16 protein-coding genes, 4 tRNA genes and 1 pseudogene are annotated in these 23,328 nt (G+C 70.5%); 17 read left to right on the top strand and 4 right to left on the bottom strand.

Translation table 11 applies throughout. The features are described from left to right. Positions 1 to 398 precede the first annotated feature (398 nt). From Sm713_RS29510 to Sm713_RS29490, 5 genes are all read left to right on the top strand, one after another. Positions 399 to 2,249, top strand: coding sequence for a metallophosphoesterase (locus Sm713_RS29510; RefSeq protein WP_249416773.1), 1,851 nt, complete (start codon positions 399 to 401; stop codon positions 2,247 to 2,249). 257 nt (positions 2,250 to 2,506) lie between these two features. Then, a tRNA-Glu gene (locus Sm713_RS29505) sits at positions 2,507 to 2,579 on the top strand. A 44-nt stretch (positions 2,580 to 2,623) separates the two neighbouring features. After that, positions 2,624 to 2,698, top strand: a tRNA-Asp gene (locus Sm713_RS29500). A 23-nt stretch (positions 2,699 to 2,721) separates the two neighbouring features. Then, positions 2,722 to 2,795 (top strand) — tRNA-Phe (locus Sm713_RS29495). A gap of 231 nt (positions 2,796 to 3,026) precedes the next feature. Then, on the top strand, positions 3,027 to 3,740 hold the full coding sequence (locus Sm713_RS29490; protein ID WP_212913047.1) for a DUF2993 domain-containing protein: 714 nt from the start codon (positions 3,027 to 3,029) through the stop codon (positions 3,738 to 3,740). 128 nt (positions 3,741 to 3,868) lie between these two features. Here Sm713_RS29490 and Sm713_RS29485 read toward each other — a convergent pair whose 3' ends face one another. Further along, positions 3,869 to 4,534: a hypothetical protein gene (locus Sm713_RS29485; protein ID WP_212913046.1), complete on the bottom strand. Its 666-nt coding sequence runs from the start codon at positions 4,532 to 4,534 to the stop codon at positions 3,869 to 3,871. Positions 4,535 to 4,713: 179 nt separating this feature from the next. On the opposite strand from Sm713_RS29485, the gene Sm713_RS29480 reads away from it, so the two are divergent. The 6 genes from Sm713_RS29480 to Sm713_RS29455 all read left to right on the top strand — a co-directional run bounded on the left by Sm713_RS29480 (position 4,714) and on the right by Sm713_RS29455 (position 13,424). Continuing rightward, on the top strand, positions 4,714 to 5,889 hold the full coding sequence (locus Sm713_RS29480) for a PP2C family protein-serine/threonine phosphatase (RefSeq protein ID WP_374196088.1): 1,176 nt from the start codon (positions 4,714 to 4,716) through the stop codon (positions 5,887 to 5,889). Between the two features lie 426 nt (positions 5,890 to 6,315). Next, positions 6,316 to 8,937, top strand: a complete 2,622-nt coding sequence (locus Sm713_RS29475) for a (Fe-S)-binding protein (protein WP_249416772.1) — start codon at positions 6,316 to 6,318, stop codon at positions 8,935 to 8,937. 376 nt (positions 8,938 to 9,313) lie between these two features. Continuing rightward, positions 9,314 to 10,846: an FG-GAP repeat protein gene (locus tag Sm713_RS29470; protein WP_374196087.1), complete on the top strand. Its 1,533-nt coding sequence runs from the start codon at positions 9,314 to 9,316 to the stop codon at positions 10,844 to 10,846. A 326-nt stretch (positions 10,847 to 11,172) separates the two neighbouring features. Then, a complete protein-coding gene (locus tag Sm713_RS29465) occupies positions 11,173 to 12,141 on the top strand; it encodes a Yip1 family protein (RefSeq protein ID WP_212913043.1) in 969 nt (322 codons plus the stop codon). Between the two features lie 143 nt (positions 12,142 to 12,284). Continuing rightward, entirely contained in the window at positions 12,285 to 12,860 is a 576-nt protein-coding gene (gene dcd, locus Sm713_RS29460; RefSeq protein ID WP_212913042.1) for a dCTP deaminase, read from the top strand. Positions 12,861 to 12,890: 30 nt separating this feature from the next. Next, positions 12,891 to 13,424: a phosphoribosyltransferase gene (locus Sm713_RS29455; protein WP_212913041.1), complete on the top strand. Its 534-nt coding sequence runs from the start codon at positions 12,891 to 12,893 to the stop codon at positions 13,422 to 13,424. Between the two features lie 84 nt (positions 13,425 to 13,508). On the opposite strand, the gene Sm713_RS29450 is transcribed toward Sm713_RS29455, so the two are convergent. After that, positions 13,509 to 14,330, bottom strand: coding sequence for a helix-turn-helix transcriptional regulator (locus tag Sm713_RS29450; RefSeq protein WP_212913040.1), 822 nt, complete (start codon positions 14,328 to 14,330; stop codon positions 13,509 to 13,511). A gap of 174 nt (positions 14,331 to 14,504) precedes the next feature. On the opposite strand from Sm713_RS29450, the gene Sm713_RS29445 reads away from it, so the two are divergent. Both Sm713_RS29445 and Sm713_RS29440 read left to right on the top strand, forming a co-directional pair. Next, positions 14,505 to 15,233 carry an SDR family oxidoreductase gene (locus Sm713_RS29445; RefSeq protein WP_212913039.1) on the top strand — a complete coding sequence of 243 codons (729 nt, stop codon included), beginning with the start codon at positions 14,505 to 14,507 and terminating at the stop codon, positions 15,231 to 15,233. A gap of 660 nt (positions 15,234 to 15,893) precedes the next feature. Further along, positions 15,894 to 15,967, top strand: a tRNA-Gly gene (locus tag Sm713_RS29440). A gap of 328 nt (positions 15,968 to 16,295) precedes the next feature. On the opposite strand, the gene Sm713_RS41780 is transcribed toward Sm713_RS29440, so the two are convergent. Next, entirely contained in the window at positions 16,296 to 16,523 is a 228-nt protein-coding gene (locus Sm713_RS41780; RefSeq protein WP_374196128.1) for a hypothetical protein, read from the bottom strand. A gap of 226 nt (positions 16,524 to 16,749) precedes the next feature. After that, a pseudogene (locus tag Sm713_RS41290) lies at positions 16,750 to 16,869 on the bottom strand (helix-turn-helix domain-containing protein); the annotation flags it as partial. A 214-nt stretch (positions 16,870 to 17,083) separates the two neighbouring features. Here Sm713_RS41290 and Sm713_RS29425 point away from each other — a divergent pair. The 4 genes from Sm713_RS29425 to Sm713_RS29410 all read left to right on the top strand — a co-directional run bounded on the left by Sm713_RS29425 (position 17,084) and on the right by Sm713_RS29410 (position 23,302). Then, positions 17,084 to 17,698 (top strand): plasmid pRiA4b ORF-3 family protein, encoded by a 615-nt coding sequence (locus tag Sm713_RS29425; protein ID WP_212913038.1) that lies wholly within the window; start codon positions 17,084 to 17,086, stop codon positions 17,696 to 17,698. A gap of 440 nt (positions 17,699 to 18,138) precedes the next feature. Next, positions 18,139 to 18,528 carry a hypothetical protein gene (locus tag Sm713_RS29420; RefSeq protein ID WP_212913037.1) on the top strand — a complete coding sequence of 130 codons (390 nt, stop codon included), beginning with the start codon at positions 18,139 to 18,141 and terminating at the stop codon, positions 18,526 to 18,528. Next, the gene (locus tag Sm713_RS29415; protein WP_283249828.1) at positions 18,525 to 22,853 is read left to right on the top strand and encodes an RHS repeat-associated core domain-containing protein; all 4,329 of its coding nucleotides are present in this window, start codon (positions 18,525 to 18,527) and stop codon (positions 22,851 to 22,853) included. The genes Sm713_RS29420 and Sm713_RS29415 overlap by 4 nt, the downstream gene beginning before the upstream one ends. Then, a complete protein-coding gene (locus Sm713_RS29410; RefSeq protein ID WP_212913036.1) occupies positions 22,850 to 23,302 on the top strand; it encodes a hypothetical protein in 453 nt (150 codons plus the stop codon). Before Sm713_RS29415 ends, Sm713_RS29410 begins: the two co-directional genes overlap by 4 nt. Positions 23,303 to 23,328: the final 26 nt, after the last annotated feature.

Raw genomic sequence — 23,328 nt, 5'->3', positions numbered from 1 at the left:
ACCGCCATTGTCGGCCACCGGGCCGCGGGACGACCGGCCCGCGGCCCGTCCAGATGCCGGGCCCACCCGCCACCGAGGAGCGCGAGGCGAGCCGAGGGCGAGGAGCGCACGGACCGGGCTGGGGACGAGCGCACGAACCGGGGGGCGGAGGCGCACGAACCGGGGGCGCGAGGCGACCGGCCGCGAGTCCGCCGGTCCGCGAGCCGAATGGCCGCATATCCACCACGGCACCTGGGCATTCGGGAGGAACGGGCCGCGCACGGAACCGTGCTGACGCACCGCCCGCCGAAGTGACCGCAACCTCCGAAGTGACCGCAACCCCTGTAGTGACCGCACCGCCGAAGTGACCGCAACCGCGCAACCGACCGCAACCGCCGACGCACCGCAGGAACGCCGCCATGGCCGCCATCTCCGCAGCGATCGCAAAAGCAGCAGCCGCAGTCCGCTCCAGGACGACCGCCGCCCTCCCCGGCGGCCTCCGCGACCTGAGCCGCCTCAAGAGCCTCCTCCTCCGCCGCCCCCGTACCGTCGTCCCCCACCCTCGCGGCCCCCGCGCCGGGGCCCACCCCGCCCGGCAGACGACCCGCACCACCCGTAGCCGCGCCGGGGCCCGCACCCCCCGGGGCCGCCCCAGGGCCAGCACCCCCCGGGGCCGCCCCACGCCCGGCACCCCCCGGCGGGGGCTGCCGGAGCTCGACCTCCGCGACCCGGCGGCGAGCGGCCCCGGACGGCCGTACCTCCGGGCGCTGGCGCTCGTCTGCGTCGTCCTGCTGGGCTCCTGGCTCGGCCTGCTGACGGTCGGCGGGGTGCGGGCCCCGGTCGGCCCGATGGACACGCGGATGACGCTGCGGCCGTCGCTGACCGGTGGCACGAAGATCAACGTGTCGCCGCTCGGCGCCCTGGATCTGGACTCGCACACCGCCCCCATCCGCCTGGACGTGGACGTGGACCGGCTGGATCCGGTGCGCTCCGAGGCCCTGGTCAAGCACCCGGAACGGATCTCGGGGCTCCAGGACGAGGTCGCCCGCGACGTGGTGCACGGCACGGTCGACCTCGCCGTGCGCTCCTGCGTGGCCGTGGTCGCCGGCGCGACGGCGCTCGGCCTCGTCGTGTACCGCCGTCCGCGGCGCGCCGTGGCGACCGGCGGCCTGGCGCTCGCCCTGCTGGCCGCGTCCGGCGGCACCGCGTACGCCACCTGGAACCCGAACTCCGTCCTGGAGCCGAAGTTCTCCGGCCTGCTCAGCAGCGCGCCCTCGGTCGTCGGCAACGCCCGCAGCATCGTCAGCGAGTTCGACGTCTACCAGCAGGAGCTGGCCCGCCTGGTGACCAACATGACCAAGCTCTACGAGGTGACGTCCACGCTGCCGGCCTACAGCCCGGACCCGAGCACGATCCGCGTGCTGCACGTCTCCGACATCCACCTCAATCCGGCGAGCTGGCACATCGTCGCCTCGCTCGTGAAGCAGTACGACATCGACGTGATCGTCGACTCGGGCGACACGATGGACCACGGCACCGCCGCCGAGAACGGCTTCCTCGACCCCATCAAGGACCTCGGCGCCCCCTACGTCTGGGTGCGCGGCAACCACGACTCCGGCACCACGCAGAAGTACCTGGAGCACATGAGGAACGTGCACGTGCTCGACAACGGAGAGGCGCTCTCGGTCGCCGGCCTGCGGTTCGCCGGGACGGGTGACCCGCAGTACACGCCGGACCGCTCGATCAGGCCGGGGGGCGACCCGGCCGAGGTGATCACCGGCGCCCGGCTCGCCTCCGCGATACGCGACCAGAGGGCGGCGGGCACCCCGGTGGACGTGGCGATCGCCCACGAACCGCTGGCCGCACAGCAGACGGACGGGACGGTGCCGCTGGCCCTGGCCGGGCACATCCACCACGAGGAGACCGAGATGCTGAAACTGGGCACCCGGCTGCGCATCGAGGGCTCGACCGGCGGCAGCGGGCTGCGCGCGGTGGAGGGCAAGTATCCGGACCCGATCGAGGCGTCCGTGCTCTACTTCGACCGCGACACCCGGCGCCTCCAGGCCTGGGACGAGATACACCTCGGGGGCCTCGGCCTGGCCACGGCGGAGGTCAGCCGCCACCTCCCGGAGGAGAACCAGCCGGGCGCGAGCCCGTCCCCCGGCACGCCTTCCCCGGGCACGTCCTCCCCGAGCGCTTCCTCCCCTGGCGCGCCGGGACGGGCCACGCCGGGCCGGACCGCGCCGAGCACCCCGAGCCCGACCCACTGATCACCCGCCTCGTGGGACCCCCGGACCACACCCGCCCACCCCGCCACGGACACCGCACCAACCCGAACCCACCCGCACCGGCGCACACGCCCCGGCCCCGGGCGCCGTCCGCCTCCCAAGGCGCGGTCCAAGGCGCCGCCGTCGACCGCCCGGACCAGGGCGTCTACCATCCCGTAAACGGTTTTGGCGATACCAACCGCCATCCCATATGCTTCTCACGTCCCCGACGCGCTGAGAAGCGCCCAGGCGGGCCGATAGCCCTCATCGTCTAGCGGCCTAGGACGCCGCCCTTTCAAGGCGGTAGCACGGGTTCGAATCCCGTTGGGGGCACGCGTCATGATGTGCGAGACTAAGTCCCGCAATCCACGAAGCTTGGTCCTGTGGAGCAGTTTGGAGTGCTCGCCACCCTGTCAAGGTGGAGGCCGCGGGTTCAAATCCCGTCAGGACCGCTGCGGTTCCTCGTGAACCGCGTGGCTGGGTAGCTCAGTTGGTACGAGCGTCCGCCTGAAAAGCGGAAGGTCGCCGGTTCGACCCCGGCCCCAGCCACAACCGCCCTGACCTGGGCAGACGGCCTCACCGAAGATCTTCGGTGAGGCCGTTTCCATGTCCGTCGCGCCCCCAGTTGGCGCAAGCGCCCTCCTCTGCCTCAGGCGTCGCACAAGATGAGTACGTGTACTCAGTCGCGCCCGCCCCGGCGGCGGCAGGCTGGGCGGAAACAGCGACATCGGCATCGACAGCGACAGCGACAGCGACATGTCACCGCGTGGAGGGAACGGCATGAGACGAAGATGGGTGAAGGTCCTGGCGATCACCGTGGTGGTGCTCGCCCTGCTCTTCACGGCGGCCGACCGGATAGCCGTGCACTACGCCGACAAGGAGGTCGCCCAGCTCGCGAAGGAGAAGTACGGCTACGCGAACACCACCGACGGGTATCTGGACCTGTCGATCGAGGGCTTCCCGTTCCTGACCCAGGCAGCCGGTGGGGACTTCGACCACGTCACGCTGGATGCGGGCCGGTTCTACGTCGACACCACGACCAACGCGCAGGGCGGCTACCTGCACATCGACCGCCTCGACCTCGACCTGCGCGGTGTGCGCGTGACCTCGCTGGCCGGCCGTAGCGCCGAGGCGAACCTCGCCACCGGCACCCTGAACCTGTCCTACAAGGAACTGTCCGCCGTGCTGACGCGGCTCGCGGGACACGGCGACCGGCTGACGGTCTCGCCGGCCCCCGGTTCGAGCGGCCAGGCGGCGCACCTCAGGGTCTCGGGCACGATCGAGGGAAGCCCGGTGAACAGCACGGGGACGCTCCTCGCGCAGGGCGAAGAGCTCACCGTGAACATCCCCGGCGCCCAAGCCGCCGACATGGTGTGGCGGGTCGGCCTTCCGGAGGGCGCCGGCTTCACGTCGGCCCGCGCCACCCGGGACGGGGTGGAGATGAGCATCACCGGCCACCAGGTGCGCCTCGGGTCGTCGCGCTACGGCATGTGACCGGTCCTCCGCACCGCGCAGGCCATGGTCACCGACGGGGTTCGTCGGGCGTGCCGAAGGGCCGAGTCCGCCGTCGGAACCCGGACTGGAGCGGGCCGTCGGAACCCGGACGGGAGCGGGCCGAGCGGTCATCCGGGGGTCGTCACCAGGACCGAGTTGGAGGCGTACGGAATCGGGGAGGGCAGCTGCACGTAGGCGGTGTCGGGGTCCCGGCTCGTCACCACCGCGCGGTAGGTCGCGTCGTCCATGAGGACGACGGATACCGTCCGCTTCGATCCCGGTGCGGTGGTGTCGAGGATGGAGTCGTAGGGGTACTCGCCGGGGCCCTCCTGTCCCAGGTCGTACCTCAGCGTGTAGTGGATGCGGGGGTGAGCCGGATCGCCGGTGTCCTTCCGCACCACCCACGAGAGGTGGTTCCCCGGTCCCACCGCACACTTCACCGTGGCGATCAAGTGCGCTGCGGAACTGGTCGGCTCCTCCTTCAACCGCACCGTGATGTCGTGGCCGCTCGACGCCGTGCACGGGGGCGCGGATCCCGCCCGGCCGGTGTCGGTCGTCATCGAGGGCGACGCGGGGAGGCTCACGGTCCCCCGCGGTGCCGAGCCCTTCTCGTCGTGGCCGAAGAGGTCCTGCCAGAACCCCAGGATGAGGCCTGACACGCCGACGATCGCCGTGATCACCGTGCAGATCCCGATGATTCTCCTGCCCCAGGGGCCGATGGTGCCGTTGACGCCGCCGTCGGGGTCACCACCGGCGCCGGCGTCTCCTCCCGGGTCGGGCGCGTCGGTGCTCATGCCATTGATCCCCTTTCCCGGCGTTTTAACAGCGTTTCTCTTCAGGAAACGTGTCTCTTCAGGAAACGCGCTGAACGGCCCGTGCTGGAAGGAGAAGATGCGACGAATCGGCCATGGGTTTCCCGGCTACCGGCGTGCCCCCTGAGGCCTCGGCGCCGCAGGCGCCCCACGCTGCGTTTGTGGCACGCCGGGCCCCGGTGCACCGTGGAGAGGTGGAGTTCCGGCGGCGGTTTGCCGGGGTGCGGCAGTCCTGGCCATCGGGTACGGCGCTGCTGGTGATACCGATCGCCCTCATCGTGGTGATCACGATCGTGGACATCCGTACCCCGCCCAACGTTCACCTGGGGCCGCTGCTGGTGATCGCCCCGGCGATCACACCCTCGTTCGCCGGGCCCCGCCGCGTCGCGCTCATCGGGCTGCTGGCCACCGCGGCGCAGGTGGTCATCGCGCAGTGGCACGGCGGGCTGACGACCGTCAACCACCTGGTGCAGATCCCCGCCATCGCCCTGCTGTCCTTCCTCATCTGGACCTTCTCCGTGGTGCGGGAGCGGCGCAGCAGGCAGCTCGCCCAGGTGCGTTCCGTCGCCGAGGCCGCACAGCAGGTGCTGCTGTGGCCGCTGCCCGAGCGGCTGGGGCCGCTGGACGCGGCCTGCCTCTACCTCGCCGCGGAGGACGAGGCGCAGATCGGCGGCGACATGTACGCCGCCGCGCGCAGCGAGCACGGCACCCGCCTGCTGATCGGCGACGTCCGCGGAAAGGGGCTGCCGGCGCTGGGCGAGGCCGCCCTGGTGCTCGGCTCCTTCCGGGAGGCCGCCCACCAGCACACCACCCTGCCCGAGCTGGCCGCCGCACTGGAGCGCAGCATCACCCGCTACCTCGCGGACTTCGAGCCGGCCGAGGAGGCCGGGGAGCGGTTCGCCACCGCGCTCCTCCTGGAGATCCCCGACGACGACTCGATCGCCCGGCTGACCAGCTGCGGCCACCTCGCCCCGCTGCTCCTCAGCCGCGGGCACCGCGTCACCGAGCCCAGCGTGCACCCCACGCCTCCGCTCGGGGTCGGCATGGCCGGGGAGCCGACCCACCCCCTCGACGTGCTCTCCTTCGAGCCGGGCGACACGCTCCTCCTCTACACGGACGGCGTCATCGAGGCCCGCGACGAGAACGGCGCGTTCTATCCCTTCGCGGAACGGGCCGCGCGGTGGACGGACGACACGCCCGCGGCGCTGCTGAGCCACGTGCGCCGCGATCTGCTCCGACACACCGAGGGGCGGCTCCCGGACGACGCCGCCCTCGTCGCCATCCGGCGCGCCTCCACGCCACGCGGCCCGCCGCCGGGGCCGGGGCAGCCCGGGTGATCTCGCCGCCGGGGCCGGGGGCCATCGGGTGACCTGACCGCCGCGGGTGACCCGCAGGGACCGTCACGGCCCCCGCAGGAACCGTCACGGCCCCCGCAGTAATCGTCACGGCTCCAGGCGACCGCACGCCGGCGAGCCCCGTCCACGCCCACCCGCGGCACCCCGGCCCACGGCACCCTGCCCTCGGCACCGATCCACGGCACCCCGGCCACGGCACCCATCCACGGCACACCACCCTCGGCCCCGCCTCCGCGACGCAGATCACCGCCCTACTGGCTACAGTGCGACGCAATAACTGGGTACTCTCGAACAGACTACATAAGTTACCGCTTAGTAAGGCCGAGAGGCCGGGTAGGCGGCTTGGTATTCCGCTCGCTCCCCCAGCGCTGAACGCGTGGGAGGTACCCCGAGGTTCGAGGAGCCTTCATGCAACTCGCCGCGATCATCGTGTCGCTGGTCCTCGCCGTGGTCGGCGTGGCCCTGTTCGCCAGGGCCATCGGACAGATCTACGGCTTCGTGCGGCTCGGCCAGCCCGTGCCCGCCGGGACAAGGACGGACCGGCCCGGACAGCGCACGGCCACCGTGGCCAGGGAGTTCCTCGGGCACACCCGGATGAACCGGTGGGGTGTGGTCGGCGTCGCGCACTGGTTCGTCGCGGTCGGCTTCTTCACCCTCGTCCTGACCCTGGTGAACGCCTTCGGCCAGCTCTTCCAGGCCGACTGGGCGCTGCCCGTGATCGGGAACTGGGCGGTCTACCAGGTGTTCGTCGAGCTGATCGGCATCCTGACGACGCTCGGCATCCTGACGCTCATCGTGATCCGCCAGCTCTCGCTGCCGGGCCGCGCCGGCCGGAAGTCCCGCTTCGCGGGGTCCAACTTCGGCCAGGCCTACTTCGTCGAGGCCGTCATCCTGATCATCGGCCTGTGCATCCTCACCCTGCGCGGCCTGGAGGGCGGCCTGCACCACGTCACCGGCTACGAGGCGTCGTACCTGGTCTCGTACCCGCTGGTCACCGCCTTCCGGGGCCTGGACGCGGGCACCCTCCAGAACCTCGTCTACCTCGTCGCCCTGATCAAGATCGGCACGTCCTTCATCTGGATGATCACGGTGGCGCTGAAGACGGACATGGGCGTGGCCTGGCACCGCTTCCTGGCGTTCCCGAACATCTGGTTCAAGCGGGAGGCCGCCGGCGGCACGGCCCTCGGCGCGCTCCAGCCCATGACGTCGGGCGGCGAGCCGATCGACTTCACCGACCCCGGCGAGGACGACGTCTTCGGCGTCAGCCAGGTCGAGCACTTCTCCTGGAAGGGCCTGCTGGACTTCTCCACCTGCACCGAGTGCGGCCGCTGCCAGTCGCAGTGCCCCGCGTGGAACACCGGCAAGCCGCTCTCGCCGAAGCTGCTGGTCATGTCGTTGCGCGACCACGCCCACGCCAAGGCGCCGTACCTGCTCGCGGGCGGCGGCAAGAACGCCGAGGGCGAGGAGCAGGGCACCGAGGAGCAGCTCCGCGACGTGCCCGCCGCCGCGCTCGCCGAGGCCGAGCGCCCGCTGATCGGCACGCTGGCCGAGAACGGCGTCATCGACCCGGACGTCCTGTGGTCCTGCACCACCTGCGGCGCCTGCGTCGAGCAGTGCCCCGTCGACATCGAGCACGTCGACCACATCGTGGACATGCGCCGCTACCAGGTGATGATCGAGTCCAGCTTCCCCTCCGAGGCGGGCACGATGCTCAAGAACCTGGAGAAGAAGGGCAACCCCTGGGGCCTCGCCAAGAAGCAGCGCCTGGAGTGGACGAAGGAGCTGGAGCGCGAGACCGGTTTCGCGGTGCCCGTCGTCGGCAAGGACGTCGAGGACCTCACCAAGGTCGACTACCTCTACTGGGTCGGCTGCGCCGGCGCCCTGGAGGACCGGGCCAAGAAGACCACGAAGGCGTTCGCCGAACTGCTGCACATCGCGGGCGTGAACTTCGCGATCATGGGCGGCGACGAGAAGTGCACCGGCGACTCCGCGCGCCGCCTCGGCAACGAGCCGCTGTTCCAGGAACTCGGCATGGAGAACGTCACCTCCCTGAACATGGCGTTCGGCGAGGAGCTCGACGACGAGGGCAACCCCGACCCGGCGACGCGCAAGCCGAAGTCCTCGAAGAAGATCGTCGCGACCTGCCCGCACTGCTTCAACACGATCGCCAACGAGTACCCGCAGCTCGGCGGCGAGTACGAGGTGATCCACCACACCCAGCTCCTCCAGCACCTGGTCGACGAGGGCAAGCTGGTCCCCGTCACCCCGGTGGAGGGCCTGATCACCTACCACGACCCGTGCTACCTCGGCCGCCACAACAAGGTCTACACACCGCCGCGCGAGATCATCGCCAAGGTGCCCGGCCTGCGGAACGAGGAGATGCACCGCCACAAGGAGCGCGGCTTCTGCTGCGGCGCCGGCGGGGCCCGGATGTGGATGGAGGAGCGGATCGGCAAGCGCGTCAACAACGAGCGCGTGGACGAGGCGCTGTCCCTCAACCCGGACATCATCTCGACGGCCTGCCCGTTCTGCCTGGTCATGCTGACGGACTCGGTCAACGGCAAGAAGTCGGCGGCGGAGGCCGCGGCCGGCGCTTCCGGAGCGGGGCCGGCCGGAGCGGCCGGCGGTGGCACGGCGACGGCCGTCAAGGAGACGTTGCAGGTCGTGGACGTCGCCCAGCTCCTCCTGGACTCGGTCAGGAAGGCGCCCGCGGAGGACGGCGGGGAGGCCGGGGACGGTGCCGGGGAGGCCGGAGCGGCCGGGGACGGTGCCGGGGCGGACGACGGTGCGGCGAGTGCGGGCGGTGCGGGTGCCGGCGGTGCGAGTGCCGGTTCCGGTTCGGCCACTGGCTCGGGTTCGACCACGGATTCCGGTTCGCCAACGGACTCCGGTTCGGCAACGGACTCCGGTTCGACCACGGACTCTGATTCGGCAACGAGCTCCGGTTCGGCCACGGATTCCGGTGCGCCCGGCGACGGCGAGGCACCCCCCGCGGCGGCCGGCGACGCGAAGCCCGCGCCGGTGGACTAGCCGGAAGGCCCATCGTTGGCGGCCGGTACCGGCCCGGCCACGTGAGGCAGGCTCGGGGCACCCTCTACAGCGAGGGCGCCCCGACGCGTTTCCGGCGCGCCCGCACCGCATGACCCCAGAACCTCCCGGCCCAGACCTCCCGGCCCAGACCTCCCGATCCCAACTCCCACCTCCACACCCCCATAACGCCCCAACTGCACCACCCCGTACAACCCTTGGCCCTCCCCCGGTGTCGAACACGGGCGGAGCCGGTGCGGGTCCGTCGCCCTCCGCCGGGCGGGGCCCCAGCGCCGCACCCTCCGCCCATCGACGTACCCGGGAGCCGTACGTGCGCACCTACCGCTCGGCCGCGACAACAGCGGCATCGCTACTGCTGATGGCGGGCGCTGCAGTCGCAGCCGCCCCGACCGCCTCCGCCGGAACCCCCGGCGGCACGCACGCCAACGACCGCAACTGCGACTTCAACGGCGACGGCTACGAGGACGTCCTCATCGGCGCGCCCGGCGCGGTCGCCGGCGGCTCCGCGGGCGCCGGTCTCGTCACCGTCCAGTACGGCTCGGCGAAGGGCATCGGCACCGCCCACGCGAAGGCCATCAGCAGGGCCACACCGGGCGTCCCCGGCCCGGCGTCGCCCGGTGACGGCTTCGGCACCGCCGTGGCCAGCGGCGACCTCGACTCCGACGGGTACGACGACGCGATCGTCGGTGTCCCCGGCGACGACCGCTCGGGGGTGAGCGACGCGGGCGGCGCCCTCGTCCTGTGGGGTTCGCCGGACGGCCTTACGGGAGCGGACAGCACCTGGGTCGGGCCGGAGGCCGCCGAGGAGAACGGCCGCTTCGGCGCCGCGGTCGCCGCGGCCCGGCTCAGCGGCGCGACGCCCGGCGACGTCCTCGCCGTGCTCGACCGGGCCGACGTCCGCTTCTTCCTGTTCGACGCGGCGCCCGGGAGCGGTGGCGGTGGGGACGGGGCCCTCGCGCCGGAGCGCCGCCGGGCGCACGGGGCGTTCCGGGCGCTGGACGCCACCACGCGGGACGCCACCACGCGGGGCACCGCGGCTGCCAGGGCGGGCGAGCCCCGGCGCGCGCTCGCGCCACGCTCCCTCACCACCGGCGACTACGACAACGACGGCTACGCGGACCTCGTCGTCTCGGGCGTCACCACCGGAACCGGCACCGACCCCGGCCGTGGCTGGTCCGCGTACCTGGCCGGCGGCCCGGACGGCCCGGCCTGGGTGCGGGACCTGCGCGGCGGCCCCGTGGCGGCCTCCGGCGACATCGACGGCGACGGCTACGACGACCTGGTCACCGGCGAGCCGGACGCCCCCGGCGAGGCGGCCGGCGCCCGGCCCACCGGAGGCGTCGTGACCGTGCACTACGGCAGCCCGCAGGGCCCCGGCGGACCCGGCACCCGCGTCCAGGACTGGACCCAGGACTCCGACCACGTCCCCGGCACCGCCGAGCGCGGCGACGCCTGGGGCGCGGACATCTCCGTGGGCGACGCGAACGGCGACGGTTACGCCGACGTGGCCGTCGGGGCGCCCGGCGAGGACCAGCCGGCGGGAACCGGCGGCTCCGCCGTCGACGCCGGATCCGTGACCGTCCTGCCCGGCACCCCCGCCGGGCTCACCGGCACCGGTTCGCGCGCCTGGTCCCAGAGCTCCCCGCACGTCCCGGGCACGGCCGAGGCCGGCGACCGCTGGGGCGCGCAGGTCCGCCTCGTCGACCCCGACGCGGACGGCCGCTTCGACCTGGTGGCCGCAGCCCCCGGCGAGAACGCCGGCGACGGCAAGGTCTGGCTGCTCCCGGCCACCGCCCGCGGGATCACGGCGACGGGTGCGTGGACGTACGGGGCGGGTGCGCTCGGCGCGGCGCCGCACGGGGCCGCGTTCGGCGCGGCGATCGACGAGTGACGAGTGACGAGTGACGAGTAACGATCGACGAGTAATGAGTGACGAGTAGTGATCTCACCTGGCTCGGCGGACTCGGGCGTCGGCGCACCCGCAGGCGAAGCCCGCCCGAGCCGCCTGAGATCTTCGTCACACCCCTACGCCCGCCGTGCCGGTGACGTCCATGCGAACGCCGTCCGGCGTCCCCCTGAAAGAACCCTCCGGAGGCCGCCGGCAACCGTCGGGGATCCCCCGGCGACCCCCTAGGGGATGTCACAGCTCGGCCGCAAAGAGGGGCGCGCAGGCCGGGCCCCGTACGGCAGTTCGCCGGAACAGGTAGCTTCGAGGACGTGGCTGGATTCAGGATCGGACGCGGCCGGGCGGGCCGTGTCCCGCAAGCACAACCGCAATCGCCGACGCACCCGCGGCAGCAGCCGTACGGACAGGCCCCCCAGGGCCAGGCGCCGTACGGCGCCCCCACCGCGCCTCCGTACGCCCAGCAGCCGGGCCGCTATGGGTACCCCCAGCAGCAGCCGCCGGGCGCCCCGGCGGCCACCCCCTCGTACGGCCGTCCCGAGCAGTGGACGCAGGGCCGGACGGCCGGGGGCGGGGAGGAGCCGGAGTACTTCGGCGACGGGGGCGGCTACGGCCAGGGCCCGGCACCGGACCCGTACGCCGCGGACCAACCGGGGCACACGCAGGCGTTCAGCGTCAACGAGGAGATGTACAGGGACAGCGACACGTACCGCGCCGGGCAGGCCGCCGCCCCGCCCGCCGGCCCGCGGCTGCCCTGGCAGCAGCTGATCACGGGAGTCGTCTTCCGGCCCAGGCAGACGTTCCTCCAGATGCGCGACTACACGGTCTGGCTCCCGGCCCTGATCGTGACGTTCGTCTACGGGCTGCTCGCGGTGTTCGGCTTCAACGGCGCGCGCGAGGACGCGATCCACACCACGCTCTCGTCGGACGTGCCCATAGTCCTCATCACCGCGGTGACGCTGCTGCTCAGCTCCCTCATCCTCGGCGTGGTCACCCACACGCTGGCCCGCCAGCTCGGCGGTGACGGGGCGTGGCAGCCGACGGTCGGCCTCTCCATGCTGATCATGTCGCTGACGGACGCGCCCCGGCTGGTCTTCGCGATCTTCATGGGCGGCAACGCGTCGTTCGTCCAGGTCCTCGGCGGAGTGACGTGGCTCGGCGCGGGCTGCCTGCTGACGCTGATGGTGTCGAGGTCGCACGACCTGCCGTGGCAGAAGGCGCTGGCGGCGTCGGCGATCCAGCTGGTCGCGATCCTGGCGCTGCTGAAGCTGGGCACGTTCTGAGGCGAACGCCCTGACGGCGGGGGGCCGGGGGCTGGTGAGCCCCGGCCGGCCCCGGACAGCCGCGGGCGCCCGGCCCCCGCGTAGCCGCCCCCGGCCGGCGCCCGCGTTGCCGCCCCCGCCCCTACCCTGCGTATCCTCGGGGCGTGCTTCTCTCAGACAAGGACATCCGGGCCGAGATCGACGCGGGACGGGTGCGCATCGACCCGTACGACGAGTCGATGATGCAGCCGTCGAGCATCGACATCCGGCTCGACCGGTACTTCCGGGTGTTCGAGAACCACCGGTACCCGCACATCGACCCCTCCGTCGAGCAGGTGGACCTGACGCGGCTGGTGGAGCCCAAGGGGGAGGAGCCGTTCATCCTGCACCCCGGGGAGTTCGTGCTGGCCTCGACCTACGAGACGATCACGCTCCCCGACGACCTGGCGTCCCGGCTTGAGGGCAAGTCCAGCCTCGGCCGGCTGGGGCTCGTGACCCACTCCACGGCCGGGTTCATCGACCCGGGCTTCTCCGGCCACGTCACCCTGGAACTGTCGAATCTCGCCACCCTGCCGATCAAGCTCTGGCCGGGCATGAAGATCGGCCAGCTCTGCCTGTTCCGCCTCACCTCCCCCGCGGAACACCCGTACGGCTCCGACCGCTACGGCTCCCGCTACCAGGGCCAGCGAGGCCCCACGGCGTCCCGCTCCTACCTGAACTTCCACCGGACGAACGTCTGACGGCCGATGAACGGGGACGCTGAGATACCGATGGACGGAGACGCTGAGGTGCCGGTGAACGGGGACCGCGAGAACCTCGGCTACGAGGAGTTCGGCACCGCCGTCCGGGAGCTCGCGCAGGCCATCGCGGACGACGGCTTCGAGCCGGACCTCGTCCTGTCCATCGCCCGCGGGGGCGTCTTCGTCGCGGGCGGCCTCGCGTACGCGCTCGACTGCAAGAACATCCACCTGGTCAACGTGGAGTTCTACACGGGCGTCGGCACCACCCTGGACATGCCGGTGATGCTCGCACCCGTGCCGAACGCGATCGACTTCACGGACAAGAAGGTCCTGATCGCCGACGACGTCGCCGACACCGGCAAGACGCTGAAGCTCGTGCGCGACTTCTGCGTGGCGGCGGTGGCGGAGGTCCGCAGCGCCGTGATCTACGAGAAGCCGCAGTCGCTGGTGAAGTGCGAGTACGTATGGCGCCGCACGGACCGCTGGATCAACTTCCCGTGGTCCGCACTGCCTCCGGTGAGGAGGTCGGGCACGGCGGTCACGCCGTCGCGGGAGGCGCTGTGAGGTAGGGGCGCTGTGGAGTGGGAGCGCTGTGAAGTGGGGGCGCGCCGGACGTGAGGGGCGCGCCAGGCCGCCGTCTGGCCCCGTTCAGCCGCTGGGTTGCACGTGCAGTTGGCGTTGCAGGTGCCGGAGGGCCCGCGCGTCGGGGGTTCCGGGATCGGCGGTGATGAAGACGACCTGCTGATCGTCGTCGGGGACGGCGAGCACGTCGCAGTTGAGGCGCAGCGGGCCCACCTGCGGGTGGCTGAGGACCTTGGTGCGGTGGCCGGGGGCGTGCACCGGGTTGTCGTCCCAGATCTGTCTGAACTCCTCGCTGTGCGCACGCAGTTCCGTAAGGAGCCGGTTGAGCGCCGGATCATGCGGATAACGATCGGCCGCGCGCCGCAGCCGGGAGACGGCGACGTACCCGAACTCCTCGGTGCTCGAACTCTCCAGGGCGGGCCCGAGGAACCGCCGGCGGGCCAGGTTCGGTTCCGCGACGAGGCCGGCGCCGAGCACGGCCTGGGCGAGCGGGTTGAAGGCGATGACGTCGTAGGCGGCGTCGGTGACGATGGCCGCGGTGTCGGGAAGGCGGCGCAGCAGCTCGGCGACGTGCGGGCGGAGGCGCCGCACGGGCGCGGCGGGCGCCGTCGGGGACGCGCCGGCCAGCCGGAAGAGGTGGCCGCGCTCGGCACGGGTCAGCCGGAGCGCCGTGGAGAGGGCGTCCAGGACGCGCGGTGAGGGGCGCGGGCCGCGCGCCTGCTCCAGACGGCTGTAGTAGTCGACGGACATGTGGGCCAGCTCGGCGACCTCCTCCCGGCGCAGCCCGGGCGTGCGGCGGCGGTGCCCGTCGGCGGGGAGACCGAGGTCGGCGGGGTTCAGGCGCTCGCGCCGGCCACGCAGGAAGCGGGCGAGGTCGTGCCTCGGCATGGGGGTCTCCTTTCGTCGGGCTCGGGGCGGGGTTCCCGTATACAGCTTGCCTCGCGCGCCGCGGGACCGTGCAGACGGCACCACGGTGGTCGGGCCCCGCCGTGGGGGTGCACGAGAATGCCAGGGACGGCCTGTCCCTGGCTCGGTCCGCGCCGGTCGGGAATCGTCAGGTGCATGAGTAATTCGACACGTGACTCGACAGCACTGGTCACCGGGGCCAACAAGGGCATCGGCAAGGAGATCGCGCGGCAGCTCGCGGCAGCCGGCATGACGGTCTACGTCGGCTCGCGCGACGCGGGCCGCGGCGAGCGGGCGGCGGAGGAGATCGGCGGGGACGCCCGCTTGCTGGTCCTGGACGTCACGGACGCCGGCAGCGTCGCGGAGGCCGCGAGGCAGGTCGACCACCTGGACGTCCTGATCAACAACGCGGGCATCATGGCCGACAGCCGCCCGGCGCCGGAGGCGGACATCGACAGTTTCCGGCGCACGTACGAGACGAACGTCTTCGGGGTCCTCACGGTCACGAACGCGTTCCTGCCGGCCCTGCGCCGCTCGGCGAGGCCGCGCATCGTGAACGTCTCCAGCGGAACCGGCTCGCTGACGTGGAGCGCGGACCCGGACCGCGCGTTCGCCGTGCACGCCGGCTCGGGCGCGGCGTACCGCTCGTCGAAGACGGCTCTGAACGCCCTCACGCTCTTCTACGCCCAGACGCTCGCGGAGGAGGGTTTCAAGGTCAACGCGCTGGCACCGGGCCTGCGCAGGACGGACCTCAACGACCGCGCGGCGGCAAGCGAGGGGGACCCGGCGGAGGCGGCGGCAGGCGCGGTACGCCTGGCGACGCTGCCGGAGGACGGCCCGACGGGAGGGTTCTTCTCGGGGGACGGGAGCGGGGTGCCGTGGTAGGCGGGTGGAGGGCGCGGGCGGGGGCTCGGTCCGCCGCCGCCCGCAAGCCGTAGAGCCGACGGGCACCCGCGGCAAGGTGAAGGTGAACGACGAACGGCCCGGTAGCCGCAAACAGGACCACCGGGCCGCCACACCACGCACGCTCAAGGCGCGAAGCTCACCAAGCACCGCCACGGGAGCCGAAGAGCTCACTCCACGGGGAGACCGCCCACGACCCGAAGCGATCCCTCACCACTGCCGCCACCACCCGCCGCACCGACGGCCGCTCCGAGTGACCGGACCGGACCGGGGACCGGAACGGCGTTACGGAGCCGCTGACACTGCGGACACCGAAGAAGCCGGCCAGGACCGAGCCGCTCGGCCTGCTGCATCGGAAATGACGCGGCGCTGAACACATGACCCTCGGCACATTGGACGACGGTGGGCTCCATCAAATCCTCAAGTCCCTTCCCCACGAACAGACATGGCACCAACAACCGCCACATTACGGGACGAAAGGGATCGGGTTCCAGGGGACACCACCGCCCCCCCTCCACCCTCTCACGCTCCCCACCCACCCCCCACGCACAGCACAACGCCCCTCGGCACGAGCACCGGGGGCGAGGCATGAGGTAAAGTGTGCGACGTCGGGAGGGTCGGTTCCGTCGGCTTTGTCCACGTGCGGGTGTAGTTTAATGGTAGAACATCAGCTTCCCAAGCTGAGAGCGCGAGTTCGATTCTCGTCACCCGCTCCAGATTGAAACCCCAGGTCGGCGGCCTGGGGTTTGTTTGTCGTCTAGTCCAATCCGAGGGTGACGTGCCCTCGGCGTGCCCTAAGTCGAGACCGAGCGGCCGTCACGGGTGCACTCAGGCGCCACCCTGAATACCCGAGAGCTCAGCCGTCTCAAATAGCGAGATCCATTTCTTGTGGCCTGCACCACAAGCTGCTGGGTCGCGGGAGAGTTACATGCGCAAAGGCGCAGTTCACGCCTACTCGGCGAGGATGACATGTCATGGACAGCGCCCTATCGCGATGGCCGTCTGGTTGGCCGCTAGTGCACGACGCGTTGATCCTGCAGGGGGTCAGGTCGCCTTGAGCGGGGTGCCGTCGTAGGTCCAGCAGAAGGGTCTGGCTTGGTCGTCGTAGGCGGGGGTGAAGTCGCGGATCTGGTCGATCAGATCCTGGCGCGAGGTGAACTCGCCGCATCGCAGCAGGCGGCGGGTCAGGATCGTGAAGAAGATCTCGACCTGGTTGAGCCGCGAGGCGTGTTTGGGCGTGTGGTGGACGGCAAACCTCGGGTGCGCTGACAGCCAGGCCTGGGTCGCCTTCGAGACGTGAGATGACCCGTTGTCGAGGACCAGGGGCCGGCCAGGATCCGCCCGACCTGAGACGCTGAGATCCCCACGGAGGCCAGACGATGGCCGATGGCGCGGTGAGTCCAGTGACTGTCGATCTCCGGCCGGGCGGAGGTGACGGTGGCGACGATGGCCAGGTGCACGTCAGGGCCGTAGCGGCGGGAGCGGCCCGGCCGGGCCAGTCCTCCAGCGCGGCCAGGCCCTCGGCGGCGAACCGCTTGCGCCAGCGCCGCACGGTGTCCAGATGCACGCCGAGGGAGCGGGCGATGGCCGCATTCGCGTCACCCTCCGCACAGGCCAGTGCGGCCTGGCCGCTGCCTCCGGCGCAACGGCTCGGTCCGCGAACGTGCTAACTCCTCCGGCACCTTGCGCTGTTCAGTGTCCCAGGCCGCCTGGAAAGGACTTGGCACCGACACACCCCCCACCCCATCACCTCCACGAAGCGTTAATCATTGTCCCGGGCAGGGCACACGACCCGCTGGAACACGGCGAGCACGATTGGCAGGATGACCGCCATGGCGAACAGCAGGAGCGCGAAGCCGAACTCGCGGACGGCTCCGAGCAAGACCATCCACAAGATCAAGATCACCTTGCGGGAATCACGACCTCCGATCTGGCGCCGCCTGGAGGTGCCGTCAGGCATCACCCTGCGCGATCTGCACCACATCATCCAGGCCGCCTTCGGCTGGGAGGACTACCACATGTGGGCCTTCGAAACCGGCCGGGACCGATACGGCGTCGTTGACTGCGACCTGGGTATCCGCAGCGCCGCCTCCAAGCGGCTGGACCATGTGGCCCCCCACACCGGCGACCGGCTCCGCTACACCTACGACTTCGGCGATGACTGGGAACATGACCTCCTCATCGAGGACGTCACCGCGCCGGAGGCCGGCACCGCCTACCCCCGATGCCTCACCGGCCGCCGAGCTTGCCCACCCGAGGACTGCGGCGGCATCTGGGGATACGACTACCTCATCGAGGTCCTTGCTGACCCCCACCACGAAGAACACGAAGACCGCCTGGAATGGCTCGGCCTCGGCTCTGCCGACCAGTTCGACCCCGCAGCCTTCGATGCAGCCCAGGTCAACTCCGCGCTGTCCGCCCTGACGAACGTGCCCGTCAAGAGCTGACGCCTCACTACCCGCCGTCAGCACTATCACTTGCTGACGACGTGCACAGTGCCCCGCAAGACCAATACGGCGCTGTACTGGTGCGCTTGATGTCGGTCGGCGGTGCTGGCTGGACCGGGGAGGTCTGATCCCTCAGGCTGGAGGTGGTCTGGGGCTGGGAATCCAGGGAGGGGTTGTCGGCGCGCGGCGCGGACGTGGTGGTGACGGGGAGTCGGTGGGCTGGGCCGGTCGGACGGCCGCCGGTGAGCCTACCGCTGCTCGTTCCCGCTGACGCCGCAGCGAACACGTCAGAAGATCCCATGCCATGCCGTCAGAAGTACTGCCGGCGCGCCACGTAACCGGGCCCAACCGGCCACGTGTCGCCCGTGCCGCCCGTGGAATGCCCGGCTGGGTGTATGAGTGGATGGTTGCGGCGGCACAGTTGATCGGGGAGCGCGGGCATGGGGCAGGGCGGCGGGGACGATGGCAAGGTCCTGGACATCAGGATCTCGGACATCAAGGCGGCGGCCCCGATGTTCCACACCCAGGCCACGAATCTGAGCACGGCGCTGACGAATCTCGTCACGACGCTGGACGGTCTCGGCAAGCCCTGGGGTGACGACGAGCAGGGCAAGGCCTTCGGTGCGAAGTACTCGCCTCAGCAGCACACGATCGAGAAGGCCGCCGGAATCCTGGTGCTCGGGCTGACCAGCATTCACGAGGCTCTGGTGGACATGGCGGACGGCCACGTCGACAACGACCTGTTGATCCAGGGGATGTTCACCAAGGTGAAAGCCACCCGGCCCGGATCCGATGGCGCCGACCAAGCCGGCGGTGGGGGAGCCCGGTGAGCCTGGAGGACGAGGCCAAGGACGTCCTGCTCAAGCTCGGCATGTGGTGGCCCGACGGTGACTCGGGCACGCTGCGCACTGCTGCCGGCGCCTGGCGGACGTTCGCCAAAGCCGTCGACCACGTGCGCGCCCCGGTCGACAACGCCGCTCAGGCGATCATCCACCACAATCGCGGTGAGGCGATCGAGACTTTCGAGAAGTTCTGGGCGCGTTACGCCAAGGGCAAGGACGCGGGTTGGCTCAGCGATCTGTCCGAATCCGCGCGGAACATGGCGCACGCTCTGGACACTCTCGCTGATGCCATCGACGACGCCATCAACAAGCTGTGGACACAGATAGGCATCGACGCCGCAGTGATCGCCGGTGGCATCGCTCTGGCCTTCGTCACGGCCGGCCTCGCCTCCGCCGCCTCCGCAGCGGCGGCCGAGGCCATCATCGAACTCGGCACCACCCTGGGCATCGCGGTCTCCACCACCGTGGCCGACATCGCCGCCACCACCCTGGCGGCGGCGGTCTTCGGCGGCCTGGAGTCGGTCACCGTCGATGTCGCCGTCGCCCAGCCGTTGAAGATCGCCACCGGCATGCAGAGTGGGCTGAGCCTTGACGAGATCAACCAGGCGGCCAAGGACGGCATGCTCTACGGCGCCGCGTTCGGCGCCGGCTTCGGCGTCCTCAAGCCCGGCGTCAACCCTGCCCTGGCCGACTCACCCTTCCTCGCGCACCCGCCCTCCCTGCGGCCCGACCTCGTCGAGCTCGGACCGGCGGCGCGGCAGGCGGAGAAGACACCGTGCGTGGGCGAGCCGGTGGACGTGGCGACCGGCGCCATGCTGATGACGCAGACCGACCTCACCCTCCCCGCCGCCGGCCTGCCCCTGCTCTTCCAGCGCACCCACCTGTCCAGCTACCAGGCCGGACTCTGCTTCGGCCCGCGCTGGGTCTCCACCCTCGACGAGTGCGTGCAGATCGACGGCGAAGGCGTGGTCTTCGCCGCGGCCGACGGCATGCGCCTGGTCTACCCGGTCCCCCGGCCGGGTGTGCCGGTCCTGCCGGCCAAAGGCGCCCGCTGGCCCCTGGAGTGGGACGGCAAACCCGACGGCGTCATGACCATCACCGACCCCGCCACCGGCGTCGTCCGCACCTTCACCACCCCCATACCCTCCAGCACCACAGGCCTGTTCCGGCTACCGCTGGAAAGCTGGCACGACCGCAACGGCATGCGCATCGACGTCGAGCGCACCGACCAGGGCATCCCCACCGCCGTGCGCCACTCCGGCGGCTACTACCTGGCCATCGACACCACCGGCCACCGCATCACCGCACTGCGCCTGCTGGACGAGGCTCCCTCCGCCTACGACAGGCACGACCCAGCGACAGCCGCATCCCCGGGCACCGTGGTCATGCGCTACGGCTACGACGAGGCCGGCCGCCTCACCGACGTCATCAACTCCAGCGGTCAGCCGCTGCGCTTCACCTACGACGGCGAAGACCGCGTCACCTCGTGGACCGACCGCAACGGCACGTCATTCACCTACACCTACGACGCCCACGGCCGCGTCGTGCGCACCGAAGGCAGCGACGGTTTCCTCTCCGGCACCCTCACCTACGACGAGCAGACCCGCACGACGACGTACACCGACTCCCTGGGGCACACCTCACGCCACCGCTACAACGCCGAAGGCCAGGTGATCGAGGAGACCGACCCGCTGGGCCACATCACCAGCACGGAGTGGGACGAGTACGGAGACAAGCCCGTGGCCGTCACCGATCCGCTCGGCCACACCACCCGTTACGTCTATGACGAGGCGGGCAACCTGTCGCAGCTCACGAGGCCCGACGGTTCGGTGGTCCGGGCCACGTACAACGCCTTCAATCAGCCGACACAGGTCGTCGAACCGGGCGGCGCGACCTGGGAGCACGCCTACGACGACCGCGGAAACCTGCTGACGACCGTTAACCCCCTCGGGGCCGAGACCCACTTCACCTACGACGCGGCGGGCCACCTCACCACGGTCACCGATGCCCATGGCCACAGCCGTCGCGCCACGACAGACGCCGCCGGTCTCCCACTGGCCGTCACGGATGAGCTGGGGCGGACGACAACGGTGCTCCGCGATACATTCGGCCGCATCACCGAAGTGACGGACCCACTCGGCCACGTCACCCTGCTGGGCTGGACAGCCGCGGGGCAACCGGAGTGGCGTGAATATCCCGACGGCGCCCGTGAGTCCTGGACCTGGGACAGCGAAGGAAACCTCCGCTCCCACACCGATCCTGCCGGCCTCACGACCCACTACACCGTGGCGCCCTTCGACGTTCAGGCGACTCGAACTGCTCCCGACGGTGCCACCTACACGTTCAGCTACGACACCGAACTGCACCTGACCGGTGTCACCAACCCCCAGGGCTTGACGTGGGCCTACACCTACGACGCAGCCGGGCGCCTGACCACCGAGACCGACTTCAACGGCCGTGCTCTCACCTACACCTATGACGCAGCTGGCCGCTTGATCTGCCGATCAAACGGAGCAGGACAGGCGCTTCACTACACCCGCGACACACTGGGCCGTATCACCGAGCAGAGTTCGGGCGACGGCTCCGCAATCACCACGTATGCCTACGACGCATCCGGCGAACTGATCCACACCGCGAACTCGGATGCAGAGATCAGCTTCGAACGGGATGTGCTCGGCCGCGTCCTGGTCGAGACCGTCAATGGCCGCACCACGACATACACCTACGACCTCCTCGGACGCCGCACCCAGCGCACGACCCCTACCGGCCTGACATCGACGTGGAGCTACGATCCGACAGGCAGGCCCTCCGGACTTTATTCCTCCGCAGGATCGCTCGCCTTCGGGTATGACGCCGCGGGCCGCGAGACAGAACGGCGCCTGGGAGACCACGTCACCCTCACCCAGAGCTGGGACAAGTCGAATCGGCTCACCATGCAGTCGGTCAGTCACCACGCCCCACCGCCTTCCACCGGGACCAACGCATCTCTCCCGGCAGCTGGGCGCCTTCTCCAGCACCGCGCCTTCACCTACCGCCCGGACGACCACCTCACCGAGATCCGCGATCTGACGTCCGGAACCCGGCGCTTCACCCTTGACGCCATGGGACGGACCACCGGTGTCAGCGGACACGGCTGGTCGGAAACGTACGCGTACGACACAACCGGCAACCTGGTGGAGGCGGCTGTACCTGGCCATGAGTCCCCTGGGGAGCGCGAATTCGCGGGCACGCTCATCCGTCGTGCAGGCCGGACGAGTTACGTGCACGACGAGCAGGGCCGTCTCGTAGGAAAAACGCGAAATCTGCTGAACGGGCAGAAACGCACCTGGACGTATTCCTGGAACGCCGAGGATCGCCTGACCAAGGTAATCACCCCTGACGGTGCACGCTGGCACTACGCGTACGACCCGTTGGGGCGGCGGGTCTCCAAATATCGCCTGGCCCCAGATGGAACGAAGGCCGATCGGACCGACTTCTGCTGGGACGACACCCGCTTGGCCGAACAGACTGGTCCGGACGGCAGGGCGACAACCTGGGACTACACACCGGACACGCACCGTCCGCTCACTCAGACGAACCGCACGCCCCCGACCGTCGCGGCGGATGCCTCCTTCCTCGCCCGGCTCGCGGAGGAATCCGATCCAGGACGGTTCTCCAGCTTTCACGCCGTGATCACGGACCCCATCGGTACTCCCACCGAGCTGGTCTCGGGCTCCGGGGAGCTGATCTGGCAGCGACGTACCACGCTCTGGGGCACCCGCCTGTCCGGTCCGGGGGACGAGGGGGGCTCCATCGACTGTCCGCTGCGTTTTCCGGGACAGTACGCCGATTGCGAAACGGGACTCAGCTACAACTACTTCCGCTACTACGACCCGGAAGCAGCCCGCTACATCGGCCCCGACCCCCTCGGCCTGGAGCCGGCGCCCAATCATCACGCCTACGTGCCCAACCCACTTGGCTGGGACGACACCCTGGGCCTGGCCCCGCGGGGGCCGAAGAACCCCCTGCAATTCGGCCTGGGGTACACCGGCCGCCTCGACACCTGGCCGGAAGGGACCAAGGGAACCGACTTCGAGATCCACGTCTACGATAAGTCGATGCGTGAGGTCGGAGTTTTCCGCAGTGACGGCTGGTTCAACAAGCATGGCCACACCGGGGCCGACGTCGAGGTTCCACCGAGCGTGGAGAACGCCATCAAGGGACGTGCCGTCGACACGATGCGAAAGATCGGCCGCATCGGCCCGAAGGGAACCGAGGACATCTCGGGAGATAAATGGCGTCGCCCGCCACTCTCAGCGGAAGGTTGCAAATGAAATTCGTCAAGGCGGATTGGGACGCCGACCTGCAGGGGTTCTACGTCGACCCACAATCCTATCTGGCTGAACTTCCCAAACTGCGCGATCAACTCCCGCCGGGAGCCTGGGAATTTGCATCCGACCCGGCGCATTACAGCATGAGTAGTACACATTGCGTCAAGGACCTCGAACTTTCAGGCATCCACCTGGCCACAGACAAGAGCGGCCGTCTGACGTTGGAATTTGCACCCAATGAGTGGAAGCACGACACTGGCCTCACCATTACCTACTCAGGCGTACGGCATTTCTCGATCGACTATCAGCAGGAAATCGACTGGATGCCGGCCGATGCGATACTGCTCGACGAGATCCTTCCGGATCAGGACGGCGGCTGCATTCACGAGATGGCACTGACGGACGCATCGATCACCGTGCGGAGCAATGATCTGCGAGCGGTCTGGGGGTGACAGTAAGTCCTTGGTCTCTTATCCCG

Source organism: Streptomyces sp. TS71-3 (genome assembly GCF_018327685.1).
GTDB lineage: Bacteria > Actinomycetota > Actinomycetes > Streptomycetales > Streptomycetaceae > Streptomyces.
This window is presented reverse-complemented; position numbering and strand designations above follow the sequence as displayed.

What these genes read in the sequence shown, in the direction of transcription:
- Sm713_RS29470 (WP_374196087.1), top strand. Translation starts at nt 9,314, where the DNA reads ATGGCGGGCGCTGCAGTCGCAGCCGCCCCGACCGCCTCCGCCGGAACC.
- Sm713_RS29455 (WP_212913041.1), top strand. Translation starts at nt 12,891, where the DNA reads ATGGACGGAGACGCTGAGGTGCCGGTGAACGGGGACCGCGAGAACCTC.
- Sm713_RS29510 (WP_249416773.1), top strand. Translation starts at nt 399, where the DNA reads ATGGCCGCCATCTCCGCAGCGATCGCAAAAGCAGCAGCCGCAGTCCGC.
- Sm713_RS29420 (WP_212913037.1), top strand. Translation starts at nt 18,139, where the DNA reads ATGGGGCAGGGCGGCGGGGACGATGGCAAGGTCCTGGACATCAGGATC.
- Sm713_RS29475 (WP_249416772.1), top strand. Translation starts at nt 6,316, where the DNA reads ATGCAACTCGCCGCGATCATCGTGTCGCTGGTCCTCGCCGTGGTCGGC.
- Sm713_RS29485 (WP_212913046.1), bottom strand. Translation starts at nt 4,534, where the DNA reads ATGAGCACCGACGCGCCCGACCCGGGAGGAGACGCCGGCGCCGGTGGT.
- Sm713_RS29450 (WP_212913040.1), bottom strand. Translation starts at nt 14,330, where the DNA reads ATGCCGAGGCACGACCTCGCCCGCTTCCTGCGTGGCCGGCGCGAGCGC.
- Sm713_RS29425 (WP_212913038.1), top strand. Translation starts at nt 17,084, where the DNA reads ATGGCGAACAGCAGGAGCGCGAAGCCGAACTCGCGGACGGCTCCGAGC.
- Sm713_RS29445 (WP_212913039.1), top strand. Translation starts at nt 14,505, where the DNA reads ATGAGTAATTCGACACGTGACTCGACAGCACTGGTCACCGGGGCCAAC.
- Sm713_RS29490 (WP_212913047.1), top strand. Translation starts at nt 3,027, where the DNA reads ATGAGACGAAGATGGGTGAAGGTCCTGGCGATCACCGTGGTGGTGCTC.
- Sm713_RS29410 (WP_212913036.1), top strand. Translation starts at nt 22,850, where the DNA reads ATGAAATTCGTCAAGGCGGATTGGGACGCCGACCTGCAGGGGTTCTAC.